A 24,106-nucleotide genomic window follows, 5' to 3' on the forward strand; every position below is an offset into this window, starting at 1 on the left:
TGCGCTGTCGCCGACTCCAGTGAATCTCTGTCCTTTTGTCACTGCCCGACCAACACCCGGTATGGCCACACGGGAGGCGACCTGGGCGTACCGGGACGACCACGACGAGTTCGCGCGCACGTTCTACCGGCGGTTCGGCGACGGCGTCGTCTCCAGCATCGGTATCGGAACGTACCTCGGCGATCCGACCGACGAGCGGGACGCGAGCTACCATGACGCCATCGTCACGGCGCTCGAATCCGGCATCAACGTCGTCGACACGGCGATAAACTACCGTCACCAGCGCTCCGAGCGGGTCGTCGGCGACGCCGTCGCGGACGCCGAGGTGGACCGCGATGCGATTGCCGTTGCGACGAAAGGAGGGTTCGTCCCGTTCGACGGAGAGCGCCCGGCGGACCCCGGCGCGTTCGTCCAGTCGGAGTACCTCGACACCGGCATCGTCGACCGCGACGACCTCGTTGCCGGCCAGCACTGCATCGCGCCGGACTACATCGACGACCAGGTCGACCGCTCGCTCACGAATCTGGGGCTGGACACCATCGACCTCTACTACGTCCACAATCCGGAGACGCAACTGAAGTCCAAGTCCCGTGAAGCGGTGTACGACCAGCTAGAGGCGACCTTCGAGCAACTGGAGGAGCGCGCTGCAGCCGGCGACATCGAGCACTACGGTGTCGCGACGTGGGAGGCGTTCCGCGTGGCCGCCGACCACGACAGCTACCTCTCGCTTCCCGAGATCGTCGAGCGCGCACGCGCCGCGGCCGAGACGGTCGGCAACGCGGCGACGCATCTCCGTGCGATTCAATTGCCGTTCAACGTCGCGATGGCCGACGCGTTCACCGTCGAATCCCACGACGGCGCGGAGGGGCCGCAGTCGGCGCTGTGGTTCGCTCACGAGGCCGGGCTGGACGTGTTCACCAGCGCATCAATCATGCAGGGACAGCTAGCCACAGCGGTCCCGGACGAGGTAGCGGCGAAGCTCTCTGGCGAGACGAGCGCACAGCGCGCCATCAACTTCGCACGCAGCGCGCCGGGCGTGACCTGCTCGCTGGTCGGCACGGGCTCGGTCGAGCACGCCGAAGAGAACGTCGATGCCGGTCGGTACGAACCGCTCGGTGCGGACGCGTTCGACGCCGTCTTCGAGTAGCTAGCTGAGTTCCTTCCACTTGCCGTCGCACTCGGGGCAGACGCGCACTTTCCCGACCTCGTCCGGGTCGTTCTCCGTCGCGAGCGGCTCGTCACAACTGGTACACGAGAGCCGTCCGTAGTTGTCCTTCTCGACGTCGCCGGCCCGGAGGGCCTTCCTCACTGAGTCCATACCTGCCAGTGTGCTACCCGCGTGTAAAAACCCCGTGGCGGCGTTCCGGAACGTTGTTCATGGCTTCCGATCTATAACCGGTCGTGTCTCGTCGCCGCGTCTTCGGCTCGCTGTTGGGGATGGTGTTCTGCATCAACCTCGCCAGAGTCGTCTTTGCACCACTTATCGAGCCGATTCGGGCGACGACGGGGGCGTCCGACGCGACGCTCGGACTGCTCGCAACGATGGCCTGGGCCGGGAGCGCCCTCCCTCGGCTGCCCACCGGCGTTCTGCTGACCCGGATATCGCGGGCGAAGGTCATCTTCGGCTCCGGTGTCGTGTTGACGCTCGGGACGACGTTCACCGCGCTCGCGTTCGACCCGACGCTGTTGCTCGTCGGCGCGTTCACCATGGGGCTTGCCAGTGGCGTCTATCTGACCGCGGCGAACACGCTGGTCAGCGAGCTGTACCCGGAGCGGCCCGGCCGCGCGCTCGGACAACACGGCGTCGCTTCCCAACTCGCCGCCGTCGGCGCGCCGGCGCTGATCTCGTTCGTGCTCATCGTCGGGACGTGGCGAACCGCGTTGCAGGGGATAGCGGTCGCCGCGGGACTGGTGACCATCGCGTTCACGCTCATCGCGAGACGCTCGCAACTCCCCGACGCTGGGAGCGAAGACCGCGACCTCCTCGGCGCGGCGCGTGCCCAGTGGCATATCATCGTCACCAGCGTCGCCACCATCGGCGTCGCGGGGATGGTCTGGAACGGGCTGTTCAACTTCTACGTCACCTACGCCACGAGCGTCGGGCTGTCCGCGGGCTCGGGCCGGACGCTGCTGTTGCTCGCGTTCGGCGCCGGCGTACCGGCCTTCTACGTCAGCGGCCGCCTGGCCGACCGCCTCCCGTCGATTCCGTACCTTCTGACAATTCTGGCCGCCTTTACCGGCTGTGTGCTGGTGCTCCCGTCACTGACCGGATTCTGGTCGCTGGCCGCGTTCAGCGTCGTCGTCGGCTACGTCATCCACAGCATCTTCCCGGCGGTGGACGCGTACCTGCTCGGCTCGCTCCCGGACCGCCACCGCGCGAGCGCCTACGCCACCTACGGCGCGGGAATGATGGTGATGCAGGCCCCCGGGAGCGCGCTCGTCGGCCGACTGCTGGACGCCGGCGTCACGTTTCCGACGCTGCTTCGCGGCATGGGAATCGCGTTGCTCGTCGTCCTCGTTGCGATGGTGTCGCTGCACCTCGACGGTCGGCTGCCGAGCGCGGCCCGAGCCTAAAGGCTGAAGCCGCTCGGTGCCGCGTCACCTGTATGGACCTGCCACCGGACGAGCTGGCTGGCGTCGTCGACCTCTTCGGCTCGCTCACCAGAGCGGAACTCGTCGACGCCTGCGGCGAACTCGCCTTCAAGCAGGGCGTCGACGCCGACCCGGACGCGGTCGCGGCGGCCATCGACGACGCTATCGACTCGTATCACCTCGTCGCCGTCGACGACCACGCCGCCGACACCGACGAGACGCTGCTTGTGGTCGGCCCCGTCGCGTTCCCGGCGCTGCCCGACGGCGCTGCCGATCTCCCACACATCATGGATGTGCCGGCCCGCGATCCCGCACGCGACGCCGTCGTCGAGGCCGTCAAGGCCCGCTTTCGAGAGGACGCGGTGATGGCCGTCAAGAACAGCGACGAGGACCGCGTCGAGACACTGCTCGACGTGAGCTACGATATCGAAGCCTGGGAGAGCGTGGAGATGGACGGCCTCCGCGACCGTCTGGACGACGTGTGATTTCGGTACCCGTGTTCTGCACGATTAAATCGGTTAGTTCGCAGGAGTGAGCCACCCGAATTAAGACGCTCGGTCACCTACGGTATGCTATGCAGTTCGACCGGGTCGCGGCCCACGAGCCAGTCGTCGTGGACGACGAGCCACAGGAGGCCGCCGTCATCGCCCCGGTCGTCACGCGACCCGAGGGCGAGGCGATACTGTTCACGAAACGCGCTGACCACCTGTCTGACCACCCCGGACAGATGTCGTTCCCCGGCGGCGGCCGCGAACCCGAAGACGAGGACCTGCTGCGGACCGCGCTCCGGGAGGCCAACGAGGAGATCGGCCTCGACCCGCTGGCGGTCAACGTCGTCGGCCGGCTGGACGACATCAGGACCATCACGCGCTACTCCGTGCGCCCGTTCGTCGGCCGGATCCCGGACCGCGACTATCTGCCCTCGGACGAGGAAGTCGCGGAGATCGTCACCCTGCCGGTATCGGAGCTGACCGACTTAGACAACTACGAGTCAGAGCACCGCGACCACCCTCACTACGGCGAGATACGGCTCCACTTCTTCTACGTCGACGGCTACACCGTCTGGGGCGCGACGGCGCGGATGCTCGTCCAGTTGCTCGAACTCGCAACCGACTGGCGGATGCCGCCCGAGCCGGACCGCTACATGGAGCCGGACGACGACCTCCCGCCGAGCGTGCGCGACGAAGCAGAGTGACACAGAGTGGGTTGTGGTAGGGCCGAGAGCGACAGGATTTTGCGACCCCGAGACGTTGATCGCGTACTGGATGACCACGCTTACCGGTGCGACACTGGCGGTCGCCGGCATCGACGCGGTGGCGCTCAAGCCGACAGAAGTGGACGTGTCCCGAGCGACGGGCCTCGACATCGAGACGCTCGCAATCGATTACGAGGGGGCGGCTCACGTCCCGGAGACGGACACTATCGAACGACTGGCGTCGACCGCCGACGTACGCGTCACCGCGCCAGTCCGGGCCGACGGCTTCGATCCGCTGGGCGACGACAGCGGGTTCGACGCGCTGCCGGCAGGTGCGGGACACGTACTGGTCGCCGGCCACAGCGCATATCTCTCGGAGGACGAGGCCGAACGGGCCGTCGCACCACGGTTGCGGGCGGCCGTCGACGACGCCAGCGACCCCTGGGTCGGCACCGAGGGCATCGAACGTCTCGCGCTGGCGGTCGGGGGCACGCAGTACGAACTCCTCTCCCGGACGACGGCCCGCGACGTGCGGACGCTCCGGACGGCCGGCTTCGAGGGATCGATTGCCGTCTACGCCCCGCTCGTGCTCTCGAACAGCGAGGACGCGATGCTGGACGCCGTCGGCGACTACGCGGCCCGGCGCGGCCCGGTTCGGAACGCACTGCCCGATGGCGCACCGACGGACAGCCGAGCGACGGGGCGGGCCAGAGACGTACTCAAACAGGCCATCCGCGACTACGCGCTCGTCGGCTCCGTCGAGACAGTCGCCGAGCGAACCGAGCGACTCCACGACATCGGTGTCGACACGATTGTCGGCTATCCGGCGCGTGGACTCGACCCCTTCCTCTCGTAAATGAACGTCGCCGTCGTCGGCGGCGGGGCCGTCGGCCTGTCGACCGCAGCGGCACTGGTTCGCCGCGGCGCGTCAGTGACGGTGTTCGAACGCGACGGATTGGGAAGCGGTGCAAGCGGCCGCGCGGCCGGCCTCTGCTACGACGCGTTCGCAGACGACGTGGACGCGGCCGTCGCCGCGGACGCGCTCGCTCGCTACCGCGACCTAAACCTGTTCGAGCCACAGCCCTACGTCTGGGTCGCGCGCGACGAGAGCGACGCCACGGCCGTCCGCGAGCAGATCGCGGGGATGCGGCGAAACGGTGTGGCAGTCGAGGCGCTCACGCCAGCGGAACTCGGCGACCGCTACCCCGCGCTGGACATCAGTGGTATCGAAGTGGCCGGCCTCGCCCGAGATGCTGGCGTACTCGACCCGGACGCGGTGGTGGCGACGCTCGCGGAGCAGGCCCGGGCGGACGGGGCAAATATCGAGACGGGAACCCCAGTCTCCCTCGCGTCGCCGACGACCGTCGAAACGCCGGACGAGACGCGGACGTTCGACGCAGTGATCGTTGCGGCCGGCCCGCAGACGAAGCCACTCGTCGCTGCTGTCGGCGTCTCGCTCGCGTTGAAGGCCTACCGGGCACAGGCGCTCGTAACCGAGCCGGTCGACGCCGCCCTGCCGTCGTTCTACGACGCGACGCAGGAGTTCTACTGGCGGCCGAAAGCCGACGCGCTGCTGGTCGGCGACGGCGCACACGAGGTCGACCCGACGGACTGGGACCCGGAGGCTGACGCCGAGTTCGTCAGCCGGAGCCTCGACCGCGTCGAGCAGGCGGCGGCGCTCAATCCGACGTGCGACCGGGCCTGGGCCGGCCTGTGTACGGCGACGCCGGACGGCGCGCCGCTTGCCGGGCGGGTCGTCGACGGGCTCTGGGTGGCGACCGGCTGGCAGGGCCACGGGCTCATGCGCGCGCCGGCGATGGGCGACTATCTCGCCGCAGACGTTCTCAATCGCCCGAATCCCCTCTCGGAACACCTGCCCAAGCGGGTCGACCCGACGCGTTTCGACGGCTCCGAAGAGTTCGCCGCGCTGGACGACCCGACGCGTGACTGGGACGAGTGAATGCGCTGTGAAAAAGTGTATACGCTCCGATCAGGCGTCGTCGTCTTCGCCCTCGTCGGCTGCTTCGGTCACGTCTTGACCGTCGGCTGGTTCGCCGTCTGCATCCGCTTCGTTGTCCTCGGCCGTCTCGCTGTCGTCGCTTTCGACGCCGACATCCGTTGCCTCGTCCTCGTCGTGGTCGGTCTCGGCCTTCGGGACGCGAACGTGGAGCGTGCCGTTGCTCTTGAGCGTCGCCTGCGCCGTCTCCGGGTCGACAGCGGCGTCGCTCGGAAGAGTGACGCTCCCGTCGAGCGCGAGCCCGCGGCCGGGGTAGCGCATCTCGAAGCCCTCGTAGAAGTCACGGAAGCGGTCGATGCGGACCTCCACGCGGTCGTCGACGTACCGGACCTGGATGTCCGACGCCGTCGTGCCGGGCGCGTCGAAGACGACGAGGTAGGCGTCGTCCGACTCCAGCAGGTCCGAGGCCAGCGGCTTGTTCTCCTGGACCCGGCCGGCGGCTCGACCGATGTTCTCGAAGATCGCGTCGCTGATCGAGGAGCCGATGTCCCGCATCATAGTTCCACTTCGTCGAGGCAGTCCGTCCCGCCACAGTACGGACAGGAGAACGCCGCGAGTTCGACATCGTCCGGCATATCGTACGTGTAGTGCATCTCGAACATGTCGAGTTCGCAGCTGTCGTCCGTGCAGACGACCTCCATAGTGGCTGGCATACTATTCCGTTGGTCCGTCGGGGACAAACCCCTTACGGACGGGGAAGGGGCCACCCCGTTCGTGCCAGTCCCAACATTGATACCGTCACCGGCGTACTCGGGTGTATGAGTGAACGCGTCCTCGGGGCGGATTTCAGCGGCGCAGCGACCGCTGGCGACGCGCTCTGGGTCACCGAGGCGATACCGACGGGAGACGGGCTGCAGATTCAGCGGTGCTACCGCGGGACAGACGAGTGGGGTCGGGACCGTGAGACAGCCCACGCTGGCCTCGTCGACCGCATCACAGATGCCGAGGTGGGGACGGTCGGACTGGATTTCCCGTTCAGCCTGCCCCAGGCGCTCCTTGACGCGCAGTGTGGCGGGACCTGGTCGGGCTTCGTCGACTGGCTCGCAAGCGGCAGCGGGCCGACCGACCCGGGGTCGCTCTCAGAGGCGTGCCGGCACACCGGGGAGATGGCGACCGGCAACCGGGACCTGCGCCGGGAGACGGATTTCCGCCGCGGCGCACTGTGTCCCTACACGAATCGGACCCGAAGCATGACCTTCTACGGGGTCCGGGACGTGCTCGGAAAACTGCGAGACGACGACGCGACAGCCGTCGTGCCGATGCAGGGCTGGGACGCCGACACGCTGGTCGCGGAGGTGTACCCCGCCGCGACGTTCGGCTGGCTGGGCTGCTACCGCGAGGGGTACAAGAACGTCGACAACCCACGACAGCGTCGAGAGGCAAACGTCGCGGCGGTCGAAGCCTGTAGCGTCACTGTCGGCGAACATCGCGACACCTACCTCGGGAACCACGACGCGCTGGACTCGTTGGCCGCCGTGGTTTCGGCGGGCCGGCTGGCCGACGGTGCCAGACCGCCCGCCTCGGGTCCCGAAAGTGAAGGCTGTATCTTCGTCTGACGACGCAGTGAAGTCACCGTCTCCGGGTCGAAGCCCGGCATATATCAGTTTCCGGACCAACTAGCGTCTATGCCTGACGACCAGGGCGGCTTCGAGGGCGTCCGCGAGAACGTCGACGGCCACCCGATGGTCAATCTCGTCGGCTACGCTACGCCCTACTGGCTCCGTCTGCTTGTCGGCATTCTGGCGGCGTTCTGTACCCGGTTCGCCCGCCTTGTGCCGCCGATAATCGTCGCCGCGGCCATCGACCGCGTCGTCCTCAGCAGCGGCGAACCGGGGCTGCTGACGGATGCCGGCCTGTTGCCGCCCGGCCAAATCACGGGCGAAGCCGCCCGTATCGCGTTCCTCCAGCGGCTGGTCGCCATCGCGGCTATCGCCTATCTCCTTCGGTCGGCAACCCGATTCGCCTCCAGATATCTCCTCCAGTCGAGCGCCCAGAAGATACAGCGGGACCTCCGGAACGACACCTACGACCACCTGCAACACCTCTCGCTGTCCTTCTTTGCGAACCACCAGACCGGCGGGATGATGTCGATACTCAACAGCGACATCAACCGGCTGGAGTCGTTTCTCAACACGGAGTTCCGCCAGATGATTCGGGTGGTGGCCACCGTCGGTGGTATCGCGGTCATCCTCTACCGGTACTCTCCGAAACTGGCGCTCATCGCGCTCGGCCCGGTGCCACTCATCGGCATCGCCAGCGGCTTCTTCCTCACCTGGATCGAGCCGAAATACCGCTCCATCCGCCAGACAGTGTCCCGGCTCAACACCCGGTTAGAGAACAACCTCAGCGGCGCGCCAGTCATCAAGGCGTTCGACCGCTACGACTTCGAGCGCAAGCGGGTGACCGACCAGAGCCAGGAGTATCACGACCAGAAGGTGGCCGCCCTGCGCATCCGCCGGGCCTTTTTCGCCGGCCTGCGACTGCTTACTGGTATCGCGTTCGTCCTGATTCTGTACGTCGCCGGGATGGACTTCATCACGGCTCCCGAGAGCGAAGCGGCGCTGTCGACCGGGGCGTTTGCCCTGTTCTTCCTGTATATCCGCCGGCTGTACTCGCCGATGCGCCGAATCGGGCGGTCAGCGAACAAGTACCAGCTCGCCAAGTCCAGCGCCGAGCGCGTGTTCGGGCTGCTGGGTCAGGACCCCGAAGTCACCGACCCCGCGGACCCGTACGAACCCGACAGCATCGACGGGTCGGTCGCGTTCGACGACGTGACCTTCGGCTACGGCGACGAACCGCCGGTCGTCCGCGACGTGTCGCTGGACGTGCCCGACGGCGCGACCATCGGGCTGGCCGGTGCGACCGGCGCCGGCAAATCCACGCTGCTGAAATTAGTGCCGCGGTTCCACGACGTGGATGCTGGCGCGGTGAGCGTCGACGGCGTCGACGTACGCGAGTACGGCCTCCAGAGCCTCAGGGGCGAAATCGCCATCGTCGAACAACAGCCGTACCTGTTCTCGGGGACGGTCGCCGAGAACATCGCCTACGGCGACCGCGAGGTACTCGACGCCGAACAGTCGGACGAGGAGACCGAAGGGGTCGGCTGGGAGACCGCACGCGACCGCGTCCGCGACGCGGCGAAGGCCGCACAGGCCCACGAATTCATTCAAGACTTGCCGGATGGGTACGACACGCAGATCGGCGAGCGGGGCATCAAACTCTCGGGCGGCCAGCGCCAGCGGGTCGCCATCGCCCGCGCTCTGCTGAACGACCCCGAAATCATCATCTTCGACGAGGCGACCAGCGACGTGGACACGGAGACGGAAGACCGGATTCAGGAAAGCATCGAGCAACTGGTCGCGGACCGCACCGCCTTCGTCATCGCCCACCGCCTCTCGACGATTCAGGACGCGGACCGCATCGTCGTGATGGACGACGGGGAAATCGTCGAACGGGGTACTCACAATGACCTGCTCGCGGCCGACGGCGATTACGCCGATCTCTGGCACGCCCAGGCCGACGACCGAACGGTCAGCGCCGACGACTGAGACTGCGTCTGTCCGACCGCCGCCGGTACTGGGTCAGCAGCGTCGAGATGACCTAGTACCGTCGAGATCCCGTTGAGTAGCCCGTTCAGCCCGGTCCACACCAACCAGCGTGACCCGCTGGAGGGACGCATACTAAGTGCACATTAGTCCCGCTTTGCGTCTGTGCCATTGGTGCTTGACAACAATACCCCTGAAAGAGATACTTTGCCATATGCGCTGCAGAGATATTATCGCTCTTTTTAATACATATGAGTTATTAGGTCGGTGTAAGCGTGACATCACTCACTCTCGAACCGCTGACGTACGAGGACATCCCGTCAGAGCGCCGTCCGGGGGTCCTTCAGGCGTTGGTCCCCGTACTCGGTGTCGTCCTGTTCCTCGGCATCGGGTCCGGGTATCTGAAGCTGGCCCCACACGGGCCGCTGCTCTGGAGTATCGTGCTGACTGGCGCAGTCGGGAAATACTGGCTCGGCTACTCGTGGGACGACCTCTACGAGGGGCTCGCGGACAGTCTGCTGATGGGGCTGCAGGCCATTCTCATTCTGTTCGTTATCTACGGGCTCATCGCGACGTGGGTTAGCGCGGGCACCATTCCCGGGCTGATGTACTACGGGCTCTCGATACTGACACCGGACGTGTTCCTGCCGGTGACAGCGCTGCTCGCGATGGTCGTCGCCTTCTCCATCGGGTCGTCATGGACGACAGCCGGCACCCTCGGCGTGGCCTTCATCGGCATCGGCTCCGGCCTCGGTGTACCCACGCCGATGACCGCTGGTGCCATCCTCTCGGGTGCCTACGCGGGCGACAAGCAGTCACCCCTCTCGGATACGACGAACCTCGCGGCCGCCGTGACGAACACCGATCTCTACGACCACATCCGGGCGATGCGCAACGGGACCGTGCTGGCGTTTGGCCTCTCAGTCCTGCTCTACGCTGCGCTGGGACTGCGTACCGTCGGTGAAATCCCGACCGGGCGCGTCGCCGAGATACAGGGCGCACTCGCTGGCAGCTACGACCTCTCGGTGCTGGTACTTATCCCGCTCGTTGTCACCTTCGGACTGGCGCTGTACGGAATCCCAGCGCTCCCGACGCTAGTCGCCGGTGTCTTCGCCGGAACCTTCACGACCATCTTCGTTCAGGGTCGGTCGTTCACTGCCGCCTGGACCGTCTTTCTCGACGGGACGGCCCCTGAAACGGGGATGGACCTCGTGAACGACCTGCTGGCAAGCGGTGGTATCTCGGGGTCGGCCTGGACGATTGCTGTCGTCGTTGCGGCCCTTAGTCTCGGTGGACTCCTCGAACGGACCGGCGTCCTCGCCGTGCTCGCACACCACCTTGCGACCGCTGTCCGCGGCCCGCGCAGCCTTGTCGTCGGGACCGGCGTTTCGGCCATCTTCGTCAACGCCTTTTCGGCCCAGCAGTACATGAGCATCGTCGTCCCCGGGCTCACGCTCCGGAATCTCTACGACGAGTACGGTCTGGCCAGCGACGACCTCTCACAGGCTATCGAATCCGCCGGAACCCCGACCGGCGCGCTCTTCCCGTGGCACGCCGGTGCCGTCTATATGTCTGCGGTCTTTGGGGTCGGAACGCTTGCCTACGCCCCGTACTACTTCTTCGCGTTCCTCTCGCCGCTGATCCTGTTTGCGACAACGCTGTTCGGCGGACGGTATGACGGGTCCCAACAAGCTGATTCGGCTCCGTCGTCTGCTGTCGCCGACGACTGAGTGTGTGGACCGGTGCCGACTTGTCGCTCAGGCATCACGCCCATTAGGCACCCACTCATGTGTCAGATATGGACACGGAGCCGGCAGCACTGGGCCGTATTCGAACCGTCGCTCACATCCTTGACGAGAGCGTCCGCGTACCCGGCACAACGCTCCGTGTCGGTCTCGACCCGATAATCGGCCTGCTCCCGGTCGCGGGCGACGTCGCCACTGCGGTGTGCTCGCTGTACATCGTCGCAGAGGCGATTCGACTCGGCGTCCCGAAACGGACGCTGCTCCGACTGCTCGCAAACATCGCGGTGGAGATGCTGTTCGGAAGCGTCCCCGTCGTCGGTGACCTCTTCGACGCCTACTGGAAGACCAACGTCAAGAACGCCGAACTGGTCGCCGCCGCGGTTTCGGAGTGAGACGCAACGGCGTCGTGGATTCGGACCTGATACCGGCTCTGTGACCCCATAAAACGTTTATACGTAGGTTTTGACGCCCTACGAAATGGTCTCCAGACGTACCCTCCTTCGAGCGGTTGGCGTCTCACTCCCCGCTGGACTGGCCGGTTGTAATGTACTCACCGACAGCGGCGCTGATGAGGCAGCCACCCCGACACGGACGGCAACACCCACGGCGACGTTGCCCCCACCGACGGATAGTGAGCCGGCGACGTCCACACCCTCTGAGACGCGCACGGAGACCACACCAGCCGTTTCGACTCCCACTGAGACAGCCTCACCAGCGGTGGCGGAGGAGGCTGGAACGCCTGTGTTCACCCCCACTCCGAACGGGACCGTCGACGAGTTCGGCCGGGCCGTGGCACTGTCGGCGGACGCCGCAGTCGTTCTCGCCGAAAGCGACGGGGCCTACGTGTTCGAGGCCGACGGCGGCTGGCGCCCGACGACTGTATTGACTCCTGTCGAGGAGGAGCACTTCGGCGGCTACAACATCTCGGCCGCGATGGTCGGTGAGGAAGCGATTCTCGGTGGCCCCGGAGCCGGCTCCGAAGGGGGCGCAGTCTACCTCTTTGCGCGGGACGACGGCCAGTGGCGACAGCGGCATCAGTTTGTCCCTAACGAAGACAGAGATGAGTTCGGCCGGTCAGTCGCGTTCGACGGCGAACGGGTTGTCGTCGGCGACAACAACGATCCGACGACGATGCGGTCGTGGAGCGGCAGCGCGTACGTGTTCGGGCGCGACGGAACGGACTGGACACAGGAGGCCGCGCTCGGAAGCGACGCCGAGAACCTCTTCGGGACCGCCGTCACGGTTGCTGGCGACACTGTGCTGGTCGGTGCGCCCTACGCCGAGCAGGACGGCCAGGAGACAGGCGCGGTGTTCGTCTACGAGCGGGCGGACGGTGAGTGGACACAACAGACGCTGCTCACACCCGACGACTCGGTGGCTGATAGCCTGTTCGGACAGTCGGTCGCGCTCGACGGCGGTACGGCAGTTGTCGGCGCTCCTGGCGACGGGGGCGGCAGTGCGTACGTGTTCGAGCAAACCGAAACCGAGTGGACGCGCCGCGCCCGGCTCACCGCCACGGATGCCGGTTCGGGAGACGACGTCGGTTGGTCGGTGGCGTACACTGGCGGGGTGGCGGTCCTCGGGGCACCCAAGGCAGGTGCGTCCGGCCACGCCTACGTGTTCAGGGCGGCCGACGACTGGACCGAGACGCGACGGCTGGTCCCGAAAAACCCCAAACAGGACGCCGAGTTCGGCTTTGCAGTCGCGCTCCATGGCACGACCGCGCTCGTTGGCTCTCCCGCCTTTGATGGGCCGAGTCCCGCCTACCTCTTCGAACTGTAGTATTGACACCGCTACGAAGAGCTACAGCGAACGTGTGCGTGCTGTTCTATGGTTCCTGTTCGTCCGGAAACTGGAGAGAGGCAGAAACCGCCATCCAGCTTGAGCAGTCCACCCGGCTGTCGGTGGACACTAAGAGGAAACCAAGGCTGTCCGGAGCGTTCTGACGTTCACATAATCGCTCACCGGACCGTAAGACAAGCCGGACCAGACACGGTTTTAGGTATCGAACGTCAAGCGACGGGTATGACTGACCCCGAGACGCTCGACGTCACCATCGTCGACGGCTACGTCGACGAGCCCGCACACTTCGGGGTGCCGCCGTACATCTCGACGTATCCGCGGTACGCCGCCGGCGCGCTCGTCGACGCCGGCGTCCCCCGCGAGCAGATAACGTATCACACCATCGACGAACTCCGGGAGGACAACGCCGTCTGGCGTGACATCGAGGCCGCCGACCTCATGGTGTACGTCGGTGGCATGACTGTCCCCGGCAAGTACGTCGGCGGGACGCCGGCAGAACCCGACGAGGTGCGGGAACTCGCCTGGACGGCCGACGGGACGTCCATCATGGGCGGCCCGGTCCGCTTCGGCGTCGGCGAGGCCAACGAGGGCGCGAGCGAGACGGCCCGCGACGACCTCGATTTCGACTTCCTGGCGATGGCGGACGTCGAGGCCGCGGTGTTCGACCTCGTCGAGTCCGGCCTGGAGGGGTTCAACGACCGCTACCGGGACATCGAGGAGGAGACGCGGTGGGCCCGCGCCGGCGCGTTCGTCGTCGAACAGCACCCGAACCATCCCGACTACCTCATCTGCGAGATGGAGACCTCCCGGGGCTGTCCGTACCGGTGTTCCTTCTGCACGGAACCGATGTACGGCAACCCTGACTTCCGGCCACCAGAGAGTGTCGTCGACGAGGTCGACGCCCTCTCGGACCGCGGCGTGAAGCACTTCCGGCTGGGCCGGCAGGCCGACATCCTGGCCTACGGCGGCGACGGCGAAGCACCCAATCCGGATGCCCTGCAGCGGCTCTACGGCGGTATCCGTGAGGTCGCCCCGGACCTGGAGACGCTGCATCTCGACAACATGAACCCCATCACGGTCGTGAAGTGGCCCGAGAAGGCCCGCGAGGGGATTCGCATCATCGCCGAGCACAACACGCCCGGCGACACCGCCGCGTTCGGCCTCGAATCGGCCGACCCGAACGTGATGAGCGACAACAACCTCAACGTCACTGCCGACCAGTGTTTCGAGGCGGTCAAAATCGTCAACGAAGTCGCTGGCTGGCGGCCTGGGGGAGACGGCGACCCGCGCAGCGGGTCGGATACGCGAGCGGCATCGCCGCGAGCGCGGGACACTGCTCCCAACTTCGGCGACGACGCCGCCCGTCGGCTTCCCAAGCTACTGCCCGGTATCAATCTCGTTCATGGGCTGAAAGGCGAGACGCGAGAGACTTTCGAGCACAACAAGCGGTTCCTCCAGCGGGTGTACGACGAAGGGCTGATGCTCCGGCGAGTAAACATCCGGCAGGTGATGGCCTTCGAGGGGACCGACATGGCCGACACCGGCGCGGAGATCGCCAAGGACCACAAGCAACTGTTCAAGCAGTACAAACAGGAGGTCCGCGAGACCATCGACAACCCGATGCTCCAACGGGTCGCGCCGCCGGGGACGATACTGCCCGACGTGCATCTGGAGTACCATCAGGACGGCAAGACCTTCGGCCGCCAGCTGGGGACCTATCCGCTCCTCGTGGGCATCCCCGGCGAGCGCGAACTCGGCAGCGTCGTCGACATCGCAGTCACCGACCACGGCTATCGGTCGGTCACTGGCGTCCCGTATCCGCTGGACCTCAACAGCGCGTCGATGAACGAACTCACCGCGATTCCCGGCATCGGCCGGAGCACCGCCGGCGACGTGGTGGTAAACAGACCCTACGAGTCGGTCGGCGACATCGACGTTGCGTCCATCGAGCGGTTCGCGACCACCAAGTCGCAGGAAGGCGCTGACTAACGGCCGGTTCGGTTCCGTCAGCCTATCGAGCGGAAAGTACTTTTCACTCCGGAGATGACCAAGAGCGTATGACTGCGGTCGAGGTGAGCGTCGTTCTCCCTGCCTACAACGAGGCGGACACCATCGAGCAGACGGTATCGATAACGCTCGAGACGCTCGCCTCGTTTCTCCCCGAAGACGCGTACGAAGTCATCGTCGCGGAGGACGGCTGCTCGGACCGCACGCCCGAAATCGCGACGCGACTCGCGAACGAGGACAGCCGGGTCCGACACGTCCACAGCGACGAACGTCTGGGCCGCGGCGGCGCGTTAGCGTACGCCTTCGAGCGGGCCGACGGCGAGACGATGGTGTATTTCGATACGGACCTGGCGACGGATATGTCACATCTCGAAGAGCTCGTCAACGCCGTCCGCGTCGACGGCTACGACGTGGCGACGGGGTCACGTTGGATGCCCGAAAACCGAGCCGACCGGCCCGCGAAGCGCGGGATTCCGAGCTTCGGCTACAACACGCTCGTTCGGACGGTCCTCCGCTCGGACCTCAAGGACCACCAGTGCGGGTTCAAGGCTTTCGACCGGCAGGCACTGGAGACGCTGTTGCCCCTTGTCCAAGACGAGCACTGGTTCTGGGACACGGAACTGCTCGTGAAGGCCCAGCGCAACGGCTATCGAGTGAAGGAGTTCCCCGTCGACTGGACACCCAAGGGCGATTCGAAGGTCGATATCGTCCGGGACGTGTTCGGGATGGGCAGCCAGATACTCCGGACCTTCTGGGAGCTGTCGGTTAGTCCCCGGATTACCCGCGAGGTATCGCTCGGCGCGGGGACGATGCTGGTCGTCGTCGCACTTCTGTTGATGACGCAGTATCTCGATCCCGACCGCGTGCTCGCAGAGATGGCGGGCGCAGCGCCGGAAGTCGTCGCGCTGAGTGCCGTCGTCTACGCCGTCTCGTGGCCGCTTCGCGGTATCCGCTATCGGGACATCCTCGTCTCGATGGGGTACCGGGAGCGGTGGGGCTTTTTGACGGGCGCGGTATTCATCAGCCAGACCGGGAACCTCGTGTTTCCGGCGCGGGCCGGTGATGCGGTTCGGGCGTACGTCATCAAGGCCCGGCGTTCGATTCCGTACCCCTCCGGGTTCGCGTCGCTGGCCGTCGAGCGCGTGTTCGACCTGCTGACGATCACGCTGCTTGCCGGCGTCGTCATGATGGGGTTAGCCGTGACCGGGTCGGCCGAGCAGTTGCTGACCGCGCTGACTGGTGATACCGTCGGCGGCGACGCGGCCAGCAGCGGGCGAACTGCCGTGGCCGTGGCCAGCGGCGTCGGCCTCGCGGCGATCGGAGCGGTGGTGGCTATCGTCGCCAGTGCGCGGAGCGACCGGAACTTCGTCCGGGCGGTCATCGGGCGGCTGAGCAGCGACTCCTACGCCGACTACGTCGCCGGCATCATCGAAGGGTTCGTCGGCGACGTACAGACGGTGGCCGCCGACGGGTCGGCCTTCACCCGTGTCGGCATAGGAAGCCTCCTCATTTGGACGTTCGACGTGATAACGGCCCTGATCGTCTTCGCGGCCTTCGGCTACAGCCTGACGCCGTCGCTGGTGGCCGTTGGCTTCTTCGCGGTCAGCGTCGGGAACCTCGCAAAGGTCCTGCCGCTGACGCCCGGCGGCGTCGGCCTCTACGAGGGTGCGTTCACCGTCATCGTCGCGTCCCTGACGCCGGTCGGCGTCGCCGCGGCTATCGGCGTCGCTATCGTCGACCACGCGGTCAAGAACGTCGTCACCATCATCGGCGGCGTCGCGTCGATGGCCTGGCTCAACGTCTCACTGACGACGGCCGTCGAGGAGTCCCAGTCGACGGACGCTATCGAACCGGAAACGAACGACTGAGCGCAGTTCTGACGCGCCCCGCAATAGCACTCCGTCGCTACTGGGATTGCGCTGGTAATACTCGGGACAGTACAACAGCACTCTACTGAGACTGCGCTTCTAGAGTACCAATTGAAACGATTTCCACACTGATCGCACTGCCGTCGTTCGATCAGGTGTACATTGATTTTCAATGGCTACTATAGCTACCAGTCTCCAGAGCGGCGTATTTGTTTACTAATATTATAAATAAGGGCCTTTTTTACTAATAATGTTAATTATAATAGTTAATAGTATATAATACGGAAAACTACGCAGTTCTGCTATGTTTCAACGTAGCATACAATCGAGCGAACTGGGCAGGCAAACGCGACGCAGTTTCCTCAAGGCCTCGACCGGTGCTGTGGCATCGGTAGCAGCACTCGGTACGAGTGGCGCAGTACGGGGCGGCAAGTTCGGCGGTGATGACGGAGAGTACACAGCTCCAGCGGAGTTCCCACTCGTTTCGACGCGTGATCAGTTCACTGACGACGCTGAACTGAAGTCCGAGTATACAGAGACAGAGTACGAAACAGTGGGGGATTGGGAGTCGACCCGGGCCAGCGACGATGCGGAACTCGTCATCTTCGTCCACGGCTGGAGTCTCGGAGAGACGGATGCCAGAAACGCCGCCTACACCTGTCAGATCGGGCTTGAAGAGAACGAGTACGACCAGTTCACCGTGGGGTTCACCTGGGATGCCGATAAGGGCGACGGCATCGGCTGGAACGAGGGTGTCGCCATCGCCAAACAGAACGGTCCGAAGCTCGCACAGTGGGTTGCCGACCACAACGACAGCGGTGGGCTTCCAGTCCGGGTAATCGGACATTCGCTCGGCGCAAAGGTGGCTGTGGAAACGGTAGCGTCGCTTCACGAGCGTGGACACGAAGACGCAGTCGAGTCGGTGACGTTACTGGGTGGCGCTATCGGTGAATCCGTCGTTGAGGTCGACGAGGCATACGGCGAGTCCATCGAGTACGCCACCACGTCCTTCGACAACTTCCACAAGGACGACGACGCGGTGCTGGGGACTGCATTCAGTGCTGCCGAGTGGGCGGAAGCGGTCGGTGAAACGGGTGTGCAGAGTCCCGATGACGCCCCCGAGAACTACACCGAGCACGATGTAACAGAAACCGTTGCGGACCACAATTCATACTACGAGCCTGGTGAAGGGTGTATGCCCGGCGTCGTCGAGACGTTTCAGTAGGCAGTGACAGCGAGGGGGCGACTCTACCGATTGTATACGATTATAACCGGGTTGTGGGAAATCAGTCAAAAATACCCGGCAGCGATTATATGAATGGTCATGCGACTGATGCACAAACGTGGGTTTCGTGACGTGTATCGGTGGTCTCCATGACAATACCGGAATGTTTTAATGACTTTCGTTCGAATACAGTGTTACCGACTGCCTCCGGGTTCTGTGATGTCTCCCACCCGGTGAGCACCCGCCTTCGCAACCAATGAGTGAACACACACGGACGCGACAGCAGCACGAGGAACAGACGACTGAGTCGACGGAATCGGAGAGCACTGCGTGCCCGGAGTGCAGTGGCTCGCTCGTCATCGACGACGAACACGGCGAAACGGTCTGTGAGGACTGTGGCCTCGTCGTCGAGTCCGACGAAATCGACCGCGGCCCCGAGTGGCGCGCATTCGACTCCAGCGAGAAAGACGAGAAGTCCCGCGTCGGCGCACCGACGACGAACATGATGCACGACAAGGGCCTCTCGACGAACATCGACTGGCGCGACAAGGACGCCTACGGCAACTCCCTCTCTGGCAAACAGCGCCAGAAGATGCAGCGTCTCCGCAAGTGGAACGAGCGGTTCCGCACTCGCGACTCCAAGGAGCGCAACCTCAAGCAGGCCCTCGGTGAAATCGACCGTATGGCCTCCGCGCTCGGACTGCCAGAAAACGTCCGCGAGACGGCCAGCGTCATCTACCGCCGCGCGCTGGACGAGGACCTCCTGCCCGGCCGTTCCATCGAGGGCGTCTCGACGGCCTCCGTCTACGCCGCCGCGCGCCAGGCCGGCGTCCCGCGCTCGCTCGACGAGATTACGGAAGTCTCCCGCGTCGAAAAGAGCGAAATCGCCCGAACCTACCGCTATGTCGTCCGCGAACTCTCGCTTGAGGTTCGCCCCGCGGACCCCGAGAGCTACGTCCCGCGGTTTGCCTCCTCGCTGGAACTGTCTGACGAGGCCGAGCACCGCGCCCGCCAGCTCCTCCAGAACGCCAAGGAACAGGGCGTCCACTCCGGCAAGTCGCCGGTCGGCCTCGCCGCCGCCGCGGTGTACGCCGCCGCGCTGCTCACCAACGAGAAGACCACCCAGGCCGCCGTGTCTGAGGTCGCCGATATCTCCGAGGTCACCATCCGCAACCGCTACCACGAACTGCTGGAAGCCGAGCAGGACCTGCCTGTTGCGTAACGTTTGGGCGCGCGCTGCGTTGCTGTGAGGAACGGTTCTTCTGTTGTCAGTGGTCGTACAGAGAGAGTGTATTGCCATCTAACGAAGTCCGAACAACCAGAAAGCCCCACCCAACCCAGATTGACCAACCGGCTACGGGTAGGACTGAAAGGGGCGTCGTCGGCGCTGTGCGCCGACTGCTCGGGAGACCTTCGGTCTCCCGGTGGCTGGCTGAACGACGGTGGACGAAGCAAGCACTGGAACGAACGCAGTGAGTGAAGGGCGCAGCGAGGCCCCCGAGTTCAGCCAGCCGGGGCTTTCTGGTTCTCTACAGTTGTCACTGCGGGACGAGACACGACAGCCACAGAGCGACACACAAAAACGAATCACCCGACCGATAACCGCAAGACTAGAGTCGTCTCATCTGCTGGGACCGGTATGGAGACGACACACCGGGTTCGAACCGGTGACGCCCGAACGCTCGACTGTCCCGACGACAGCGTCGAACTGGTGGTCACGTCGCCGCCGTACCCGATGATCGAGATGTGGGACGACATCTTCGCGGACCTGGACCCCGACATCGGGGCGGCGCTGGACCACGGCGACGGTGACCGAGCGTTCACACTGATGCACGACGTGCTCGATGCGGTCTGGGCAGAGCTGAAACGCGTGCTGGTTCCCGGCGGCATCGCCTGCATCAACGTCGGGGACGCGACGCGGTCCCTGGAGGACGGCTTCCGCTCCTACCCCAACCACGCCGAAATAACCGACCGGCTGACGGACCACGGCCTGCGCGCGCTGCCCGATATCCTGTGGCGCAAACCGACCAACAGCGGCGCGAAGTTCATGGGTTCGGGGATGGTGCCGCCGAACGCCTATCCGACCCTGGAACACGAGCACATCCTCGTGTTCCGCAACGGGGAGCGCCGCCGCCTCGAACCGGGCGCGGACCGTCGCTACGAGAGCGCCTACTTCTGGGAGGAGCGCAACGAGTGGTTCTCCGACCTCTGGGAACTCCCCGGCGAGACACAGGGCATCGACGACGGACTCCGGGACCGTTCGGGTGCCTTCCCGCTGACGGTGCCCTATCGGCTCATCTCGATGTTCTCGGTGTACGGTGACACCGTACTCGACCCGTTTCTTGGAACCGGGACGACGACGCTGGCGGCGATGGTCGCCGGCCGGAACTCGGTCGGAGTGGACCGCGACCCGGACCTGCTGTCGGCGCTCGAAGACCGGGTCGCGGCCGCCCCGGAACGCTCTCGGACCATCGCTCAGGAGCGCCTCGCCGACCACCGCTCGTGGGTGGAACAACGGCGTGCCGACGGGAAAGAGCCGGGCTACGAGGCCGAACAGTACGACTTCGCCGTCAACACGAAACAGGAGCAACGGATTCAGTTCTACGCGGTCGACTCCGTCACGGCGACCGATGACGGCTTCCGGGCCGTCCACGAGCCGGTCGAGTAAGCGCGGGTTTTTGTGCGGCTCCGACGAAGCCGACGTATGGACTTCGAGTCGTTCACCCTACTCGCCGCCACCGACGACCTCGGGGTGGAGCCGGCCGCCCGCGCCGATGCCGACGGGCTGGAACTGCGGATGGACTTCGCCGACGAGCCGCTGGCACAACTGGAGGCCTACGACGGCGACCTGCCGATACTCGTCACCAACCGGGCGACGTGGGAGGGCGGCGAGGCAGCCGATACCGCGGGCCGCCTCGACGCGCTCGAAACCGCGCTCGAACACGACGCCGTGACGGCCGTCGACCTCGAACTCGCGGCGCTTGAGGGGGCCGGCGACCACGACGCCGGCCGGGTCGCCGACGTGGCCCGCGACCGCGGCGCGTCCGTGGTCGTCTCGACGCACAACTTCGAGTCGACGCCCGACCGCGACGCCATCGTGAGTCGACTCGAACGAGCCTGTGCTCGCGGTGACGTGGGGAAGATGGCGAGTACGGCCCAGTCGCCGGACGACGTACTGTCGATGCTCGGGGCGACCCGCGAGATGGCCGCCGGAGGCGAGCAAGTCGCCACGATGTGCATGGGTAGGGCCGGTCGCCACTCCAGAGCCGTCGCCCCGCTGTACGGCTCCCGCATCGGCTACGCACCGGTCGACCCCGCTGACGCGACCGCGCCGGGGCAGTACGACCTCGCGACGCTCCGGACGCTGGTCGGACAGCTACAGAGCGACGCCTGAACCGGTGGCCGCCGGTCACGGGGTTTTCCTCCGGACGGTGATCCTTCGGAAGATATAGGGGTATGCGAGACGGATTCGCGGAGTATGACTGACACAGGACGCAAGCGGCCGTTACTGGCCGTGGTGCTTGCGTTCATCTTCCCTGGGTTGGGACACTTCTACCTCCGCAAGTGGGGACGGGGATTGCTGTGGCTCGGGGGATTGTTCATGCTGTCGGTAGTGTTTGTCGTCACTGGCGCTATCGACCCCGTCACCCAGCTGAGCCTGGAGGCTATCTCGTCGTCGTATCAGTCCAGACCCACCGAGGTGACAATCGGTTCGGTCGTGATCACGACGCTCAACGTCGTCGACGCCTACTGGGTCGCGGTCAACGAGAACCAGACACAGGAGGTCGAAGCCGGTATGACGTGTCCGAACTGCGGCAAGGAACTCGACGAGGACATCGACTTCTGTCACTGGTGTACGACGCAACTGGAACCGGTCGAGGCGGACCAGCAGTAACCTCCGACTTGCGGTCAGTTCCGGGCCGAAGCCAGCTTACTTCTCGATGATACTTTCTTCGATCCGCTCGCCGAAGTGCGTCGCCGTGTCCTCGTGGTAGATGAGGATTTCGTCACCGGGTTCGAGGTTCGTGACGGCGGTTCGCCCGTCCCGAGTGTGGACTTTGATGGTCTCGGCGTTCTGGAGCAGCGTCTCGATGCGGTCGCCGTCCTCGGTTTCGGCCTGCACGCGGAACATCGGACGCTTCTCGATCTTCGCGCGGCCGACGATGGCCTCACGAGTGTGCCCGTCTGCGTCGACGATCTGGACCTCGTCGCCGGACTGGAGTTCCGAGAGGTACTTCGTGCCGCCGTCGGGGGTCCGGACGTAGGCGTGGACCGCGCCGGCGTTGACCCGGAACGGTCTGCTGGCGACGTAGGGGGATTCAGCCGTCTCGGCGTGGACGAAAAAGAGGCCGCGAGCCATCGAGCCGACGAGCATCCCCTCGTCGTGTTCCATCAGGCTGCCCGTGTCGATGCAGACGCGGTCGGCCGAGCCGGTCTGCTCGATGGCGGTGACCTCGGCGTACTCCAGGTCGAGCGATTCCCGCCCCATCTCGTCGCGGACCTCGACCGTCTTGCGGATTTCGTCGAGGTCGTCGGTGTCCAGCAGGACGCCGTCAGCGCCGATTTCCAGCGTCTCGTAGGCCGTTCGTGCGTCCTCAGCGGTCCGGACACCGGCGATGAGGTCCGTCTCCTCGCCGACGCGGGCGATGAGGTTTTCGAGCGGAATGATCTGCCAGTTCTCGCCGATGACGATGGTGAAGTCGGCTTCGGCGGCGACCGCTTCGGCGAACGCCTCGTAGTCCTCGTCGAAGATACGGACGTAGCCGCCGTCGGGGGCGGCCCCGTTCTGCCGGAGCGTCGAGAGGTCCGCGGAGCCGGAGAAATCGGACGGGAGGTCGACCGTGCCGTCGCCCTCACCGTCTTTGCCGACGATGGTCGCATCAGCCTCTGAGTCCTCCGCCTCGGCCTCCATGACGTGGACGTCGCCGTTGGTGAACGCGGCGATGTTTATTTCTCCGAGTTCCGAGACGCGGTCGACGTCTTCCTCGTCGACCAGTACCCAGTCGACGCCGGCCTCGATACCGGCGGTTATCCGGCGTTTCCGTGTCTCCCAATCGCCGACCTCGCTGTCGGCTTTGAGCCAGACGCTTCGAGTCATACGCCCACGTCCGCAACGGCGGGGCTTGAACGTGGCGGAACCCGGGTCGGTCTGTCGGATGCCAGACAAGCAAGGGAGAAACGTGGTCTGGCTCCGGTGAGGGAGAGACCCATTCTGTTCTGTGGTTCGAGACTGCGTAATACGGTTATTGGTCCGTATCTGTGTCCACTTGTCCTGATTTGGCCGCTAGGCCTCGACGGCCAGTCCGGCCTCGCGAAGCGCTTCCTCGGTGGTGGCGTCGTCGTGGACGACGGCGGAGACGGCACGGGCAATCTTCTCCGGTTCGTCGTGCTGGAAAATAGAGCGGCCCATCGAAACGCCGGACGCCCCGGCGTCCATCGTTCCCCGGACCATGCGAACGGTGTCTTCGTCAGTGCCCTTCGAGCCGCCGGCGATGACCACCGGTAGCGACGTGGACTCGACGACGTGCTGGAAGGTCTCGGCGGAGCCGGTGTAGCCGGTCTTGACGATATCCGCACCCAGTTCCTCGGCTAGCCGGACAGCGTGGCCGACGGACTGGTTGTAGTCCTCGTTCTCGGAGTCGATGTCGGGGCCGCGGGCGTAGGCCATCGCCAGCACCGGCAGGCCGTACTGGCTGGCCTCGGTCGTCAGCTCGGAGAGCTCCTCGATCTGTTCGGGTTCGTACTGGCTGCCGACGTTGATGTGGAACGAGACGGCGTCGGCCCCGGCGCGGATGGCGTCTTCGACCGTGCCGGTCACCCGCTTGTCCTGCTCGTCAGGACCGATGGTAGTAGAGCCGTTGAGATGCGTGATATAGCCCGCGTCGTTCTTGTTCGGATGGACGCGCCCGGCGATGCCCCGCTGGGTGAGGACGGCGTCCGCGCCGCCGCTGGTGACCGCGTCGATAGTCGATTCGATGTCTTTGAGGCCCTTTACGGCCCCCATTGTGATGCCGTGGTCCATCGGGACGATTACGTATGTGTCGTCTGTCCCGATGCGTTCGAGTCGTGCGCGTTTTCCTGCAGTCATGTTATGAGACAGTGTGGCAAG

The 24,106-nt window shown here is 65.4% G+C and carries 23 protein-coding genes; 18 read left to right on the forward strand and 5 right to left on the reverse strand.

The window, feature by feature from the left end; translation table 11 throughout:
- Positions 1–61 precede the first annotated feature (61 nt).
- Entirely contained in the window at positions 62–1,147 is a 1,086-nt protein-coding gene (locus VI340_RS11105) for an aldo/keto reductase (protein ID WP_336329037.1), read from the forward strand.
- Here VI340_RS11105 and VI340_RS11110 read toward each other — a convergent pair whose 3' ends face one another.
- Complete coding sequence (locus VI340_RS11110; RefSeq protein ID WP_004517187.1) at positions 1,148–1,318, reverse strand: HVO_0758 family zinc finger protein; 171 nt, start codon at positions 1,316–1,318, stop codon at positions 1,148–1,150.
- Positions 1,319–1,437: 119 nt separating this feature from the next.
- On the opposite strand from VI340_RS11110, the gene VI340_RS11115 reads away from it, so the two are divergent.
- The 5 genes from VI340_RS11115 (at position 1,438) to VI340_RS11135 (ending at position 5,747) form a co-directional block, all read left to right on the forward strand.
- Entirely contained in the window at positions 1,438–2,574 is a 1,137-nt protein-coding gene (locus VI340_RS11115) for an MFS transporter (protein WP_008312400.1), read from the forward strand.
- A 32-nt stretch (positions 2,575–2,606) separates the two neighbouring features.
- Entirely contained in the window at positions 2,607–3,077 is a 471-nt protein-coding gene (locus tag VI340_RS11120) for a DUF7109 family protein (RefSeq protein WP_008312398.1), read from the forward strand.
- An 89-nt stretch (positions 3,078–3,166) separates the two neighbouring features.
- Positions 3,167–3,787: an NUDIX hydrolase gene (locus VI340_RS11125; protein ID WP_008312395.1), complete on the forward strand. Its 621-nt coding sequence runs from the start codon at positions 3,167–3,169 to the stop codon at positions 3,785–3,787.
- Between the two features lie 70 nt (positions 3,788–3,857).
- On the forward strand, positions 3,858–4,643 hold the full coding sequence (locus tag VI340_RS11130) for a DUF7388 family protein (RefSeq protein WP_049943065.1): 786 nt from the start codon (positions 3,858–3,860) through the stop codon (positions 4,641–4,643).
- Positions 4,644–5,747 (forward strand): NAD(P)/FAD-dependent oxidoreductase, encoded by a 1,104-nt coding sequence (locus VI340_RS11135; protein ID WP_336358352.1) that lies wholly within the window; start codon positions 4,644–4,646, stop codon positions 5,745–5,747.
- 30 nt (positions 5,748–5,777) lie between these two features.
- On the opposite strand, the gene VI340_RS11140 is transcribed toward VI340_RS11135, so the two are convergent.
- A complete protein-coding gene (locus tag VI340_RS11140; RefSeq protein ID WP_008312389.1) occupies positions 5,778–6,302 on the reverse strand; it encodes an Hsp20/alpha crystallin family protein in 525 nt (174 codons plus the stop codon).
- Entirely contained in the window at positions 6,299–6,457 is a 159-nt protein-coding gene (locus VI340_RS11145; RefSeq protein ID WP_004517194.1) for a DUF7559 family protein, read from the reverse strand. The genes VI340_RS11140 and VI340_RS11145 overlap by 4 nt, the downstream gene beginning before the upstream one ends.
- Before the next feature lie 105 nt (positions 6,458–6,562).
- Between VI340_RS11145 and VI340_RS11150 the strand changes: the two genes are divergently transcribed.
- From VI340_RS11150 to VI340_RS11205, 12 genes are all read left to right on the forward strand, one after another.
- Positions 6,563–7,360, forward strand: coding sequence for a DUF429 domain-containing protein (locus VI340_RS11150; RefSeq protein ID WP_336358353.1), 798 nt, complete (start codon positions 6,563–6,565; stop codon positions 7,358–7,360).
- 69 nt (positions 7,361–7,429) lie between these two features.
- Complete coding sequence (locus VI340_RS11155) at positions 7,430–9,352, forward strand: ABC transporter ATP-binding protein (protein WP_008312387.1); 1,923 nt, start codon at positions 7,430–7,432, stop codon at positions 9,350–9,352.
- Positions 9,353–9,624: 272 nt separating this feature from the next.
- Complete coding sequence (gene arcD, locus VI340_RS11160) at positions 9,625–11,079, forward strand: arginine/ornithine antiporter ArcD (protein ID WP_336358354.1); 1,455 nt, start codon at positions 9,625–9,627, stop codon at positions 11,077–11,079.
- A 68-nt stretch (positions 11,080–11,147) separates the two neighbouring features.
- The gene (locus VI340_RS11165; RefSeq protein WP_008312385.1) at positions 11,148–11,486 is read left to right on the forward strand and encodes a DUF4112 domain-containing protein; all 339 of its coding nucleotides are present in this window, start codon (positions 11,148–11,150) and stop codon (positions 11,484–11,486) included.
- Positions 11,487–11,571: 85 nt separating this feature from the next.
- Entirely contained in the window at positions 11,572–12,876 is a 1,305-nt protein-coding gene (locus VI340_RS11170) for a hypothetical protein (protein WP_336358355.1), read from the forward strand.
- 243 nt (positions 12,877–13,119) lie between these two features.
- A complete protein-coding gene (locus VI340_RS11175; RefSeq protein ID WP_336329032.1) occupies positions 13,120–14,886 on the forward strand; it encodes a radical SAM protein in 1,767 nt (588 codons plus the stop codon).
- Positions 14,887–14,954: 68 nt separating this feature from the next.
- The gene (locus VI340_RS11180; protein ID WP_336358356.1) at positions 14,955–16,772 is read left to right on the forward strand and encodes a flippase-like domain-containing protein; all 1,818 of its coding nucleotides are present in this window, start codon (positions 14,955–14,957) and stop codon (positions 16,770–16,772) included.
- 382 nt (positions 16,773–17,154) lie between these two features.
- Complete coding sequence (locus tag VI340_RS11185) at positions 17,155–17,997, forward strand: DUF726 domain-containing protein (RefSeq protein WP_008312379.1); 843 nt, start codon at positions 17,155–17,157, stop codon at positions 17,995–17,997.
- Positions 17,998–18,253: 256 nt separating this feature from the next.
- On the forward strand, positions 18,254–19,219 hold the full coding sequence (locus tag VI340_RS11190) for a transcription initiation factor IIB (protein ID WP_004517203.1): 966 nt from the start codon (positions 18,254–18,256) through the stop codon (positions 19,217–19,219).
- A 417-nt stretch (positions 19,220–19,636) separates the two neighbouring features.
- On the forward strand, positions 19,637–20,665 hold the full coding sequence (locus tag VI340_RS11195) for a DNA-methyltransferase (RefSeq protein WP_008312375.1): 1,029 nt from the start codon (positions 19,637–19,639) through the stop codon (positions 20,663–20,665).
- Positions 20,666–20,701: 36 nt separating this feature from the next.
- Complete coding sequence (locus VI340_RS11200; protein ID WP_336358357.1) at positions 20,702–21,391, forward strand: type I 3-dehydroquinate dehydratase; 690 nt, start codon at positions 20,702–20,704, stop codon at positions 21,389–21,391.
- 84 nt (positions 21,392–21,475) lie between these two features.
- Positions 21,476–21,892: a zinc ribbon domain-containing protein gene (locus VI340_RS11205; protein ID WP_049943062.1), complete on the forward strand. Its 417-nt coding sequence runs from the start codon at positions 21,476–21,478 to the stop codon at positions 21,890–21,892.
- 36 nt (positions 21,893–21,928) lie between these two features.
- Here VI340_RS11205 and VI340_RS11210 read toward each other — a convergent pair whose 3' ends face one another.
- Together VI340_RS11210 and VI340_RS11215 are read right to left on the reverse strand one after the other, a co-directional pair.
- The gene (locus tag VI340_RS11210) at positions 21,929–23,095 is read right to left on the reverse strand and encodes a 3-dehydroquinate synthase II (RefSeq protein ID WP_008312369.1); all 1,167 of its coding nucleotides are present in this window, start codon (positions 23,093–23,095) and stop codon (positions 21,929–21,931) included.
- Positions 23,096–23,281: 186 nt separating this feature from the next.
- On the reverse strand, positions 23,282–24,085 hold the full coding sequence (locus VI340_RS11215; protein WP_008312367.1) for a 2-amino-3,7-dideoxy-D-threo-hept-6-ulosonate synthase: 804 nt from the start codon (positions 24,083–24,085) through the stop codon (positions 23,282–23,284).
- Positions 24,086–24,106 lie beyond the last annotated feature (21 nt).

Source organism: Haloarcula sp. CGMCC 1.6347, from assembly GCF_037078395.1.
GTDB classification, from domain to species: domain Archaea; phylum Halobacteriota; class Halobacteria; order Halobacteriales; family Haloarculaceae; genus Haloarcula; species Haloarcula amylolytica.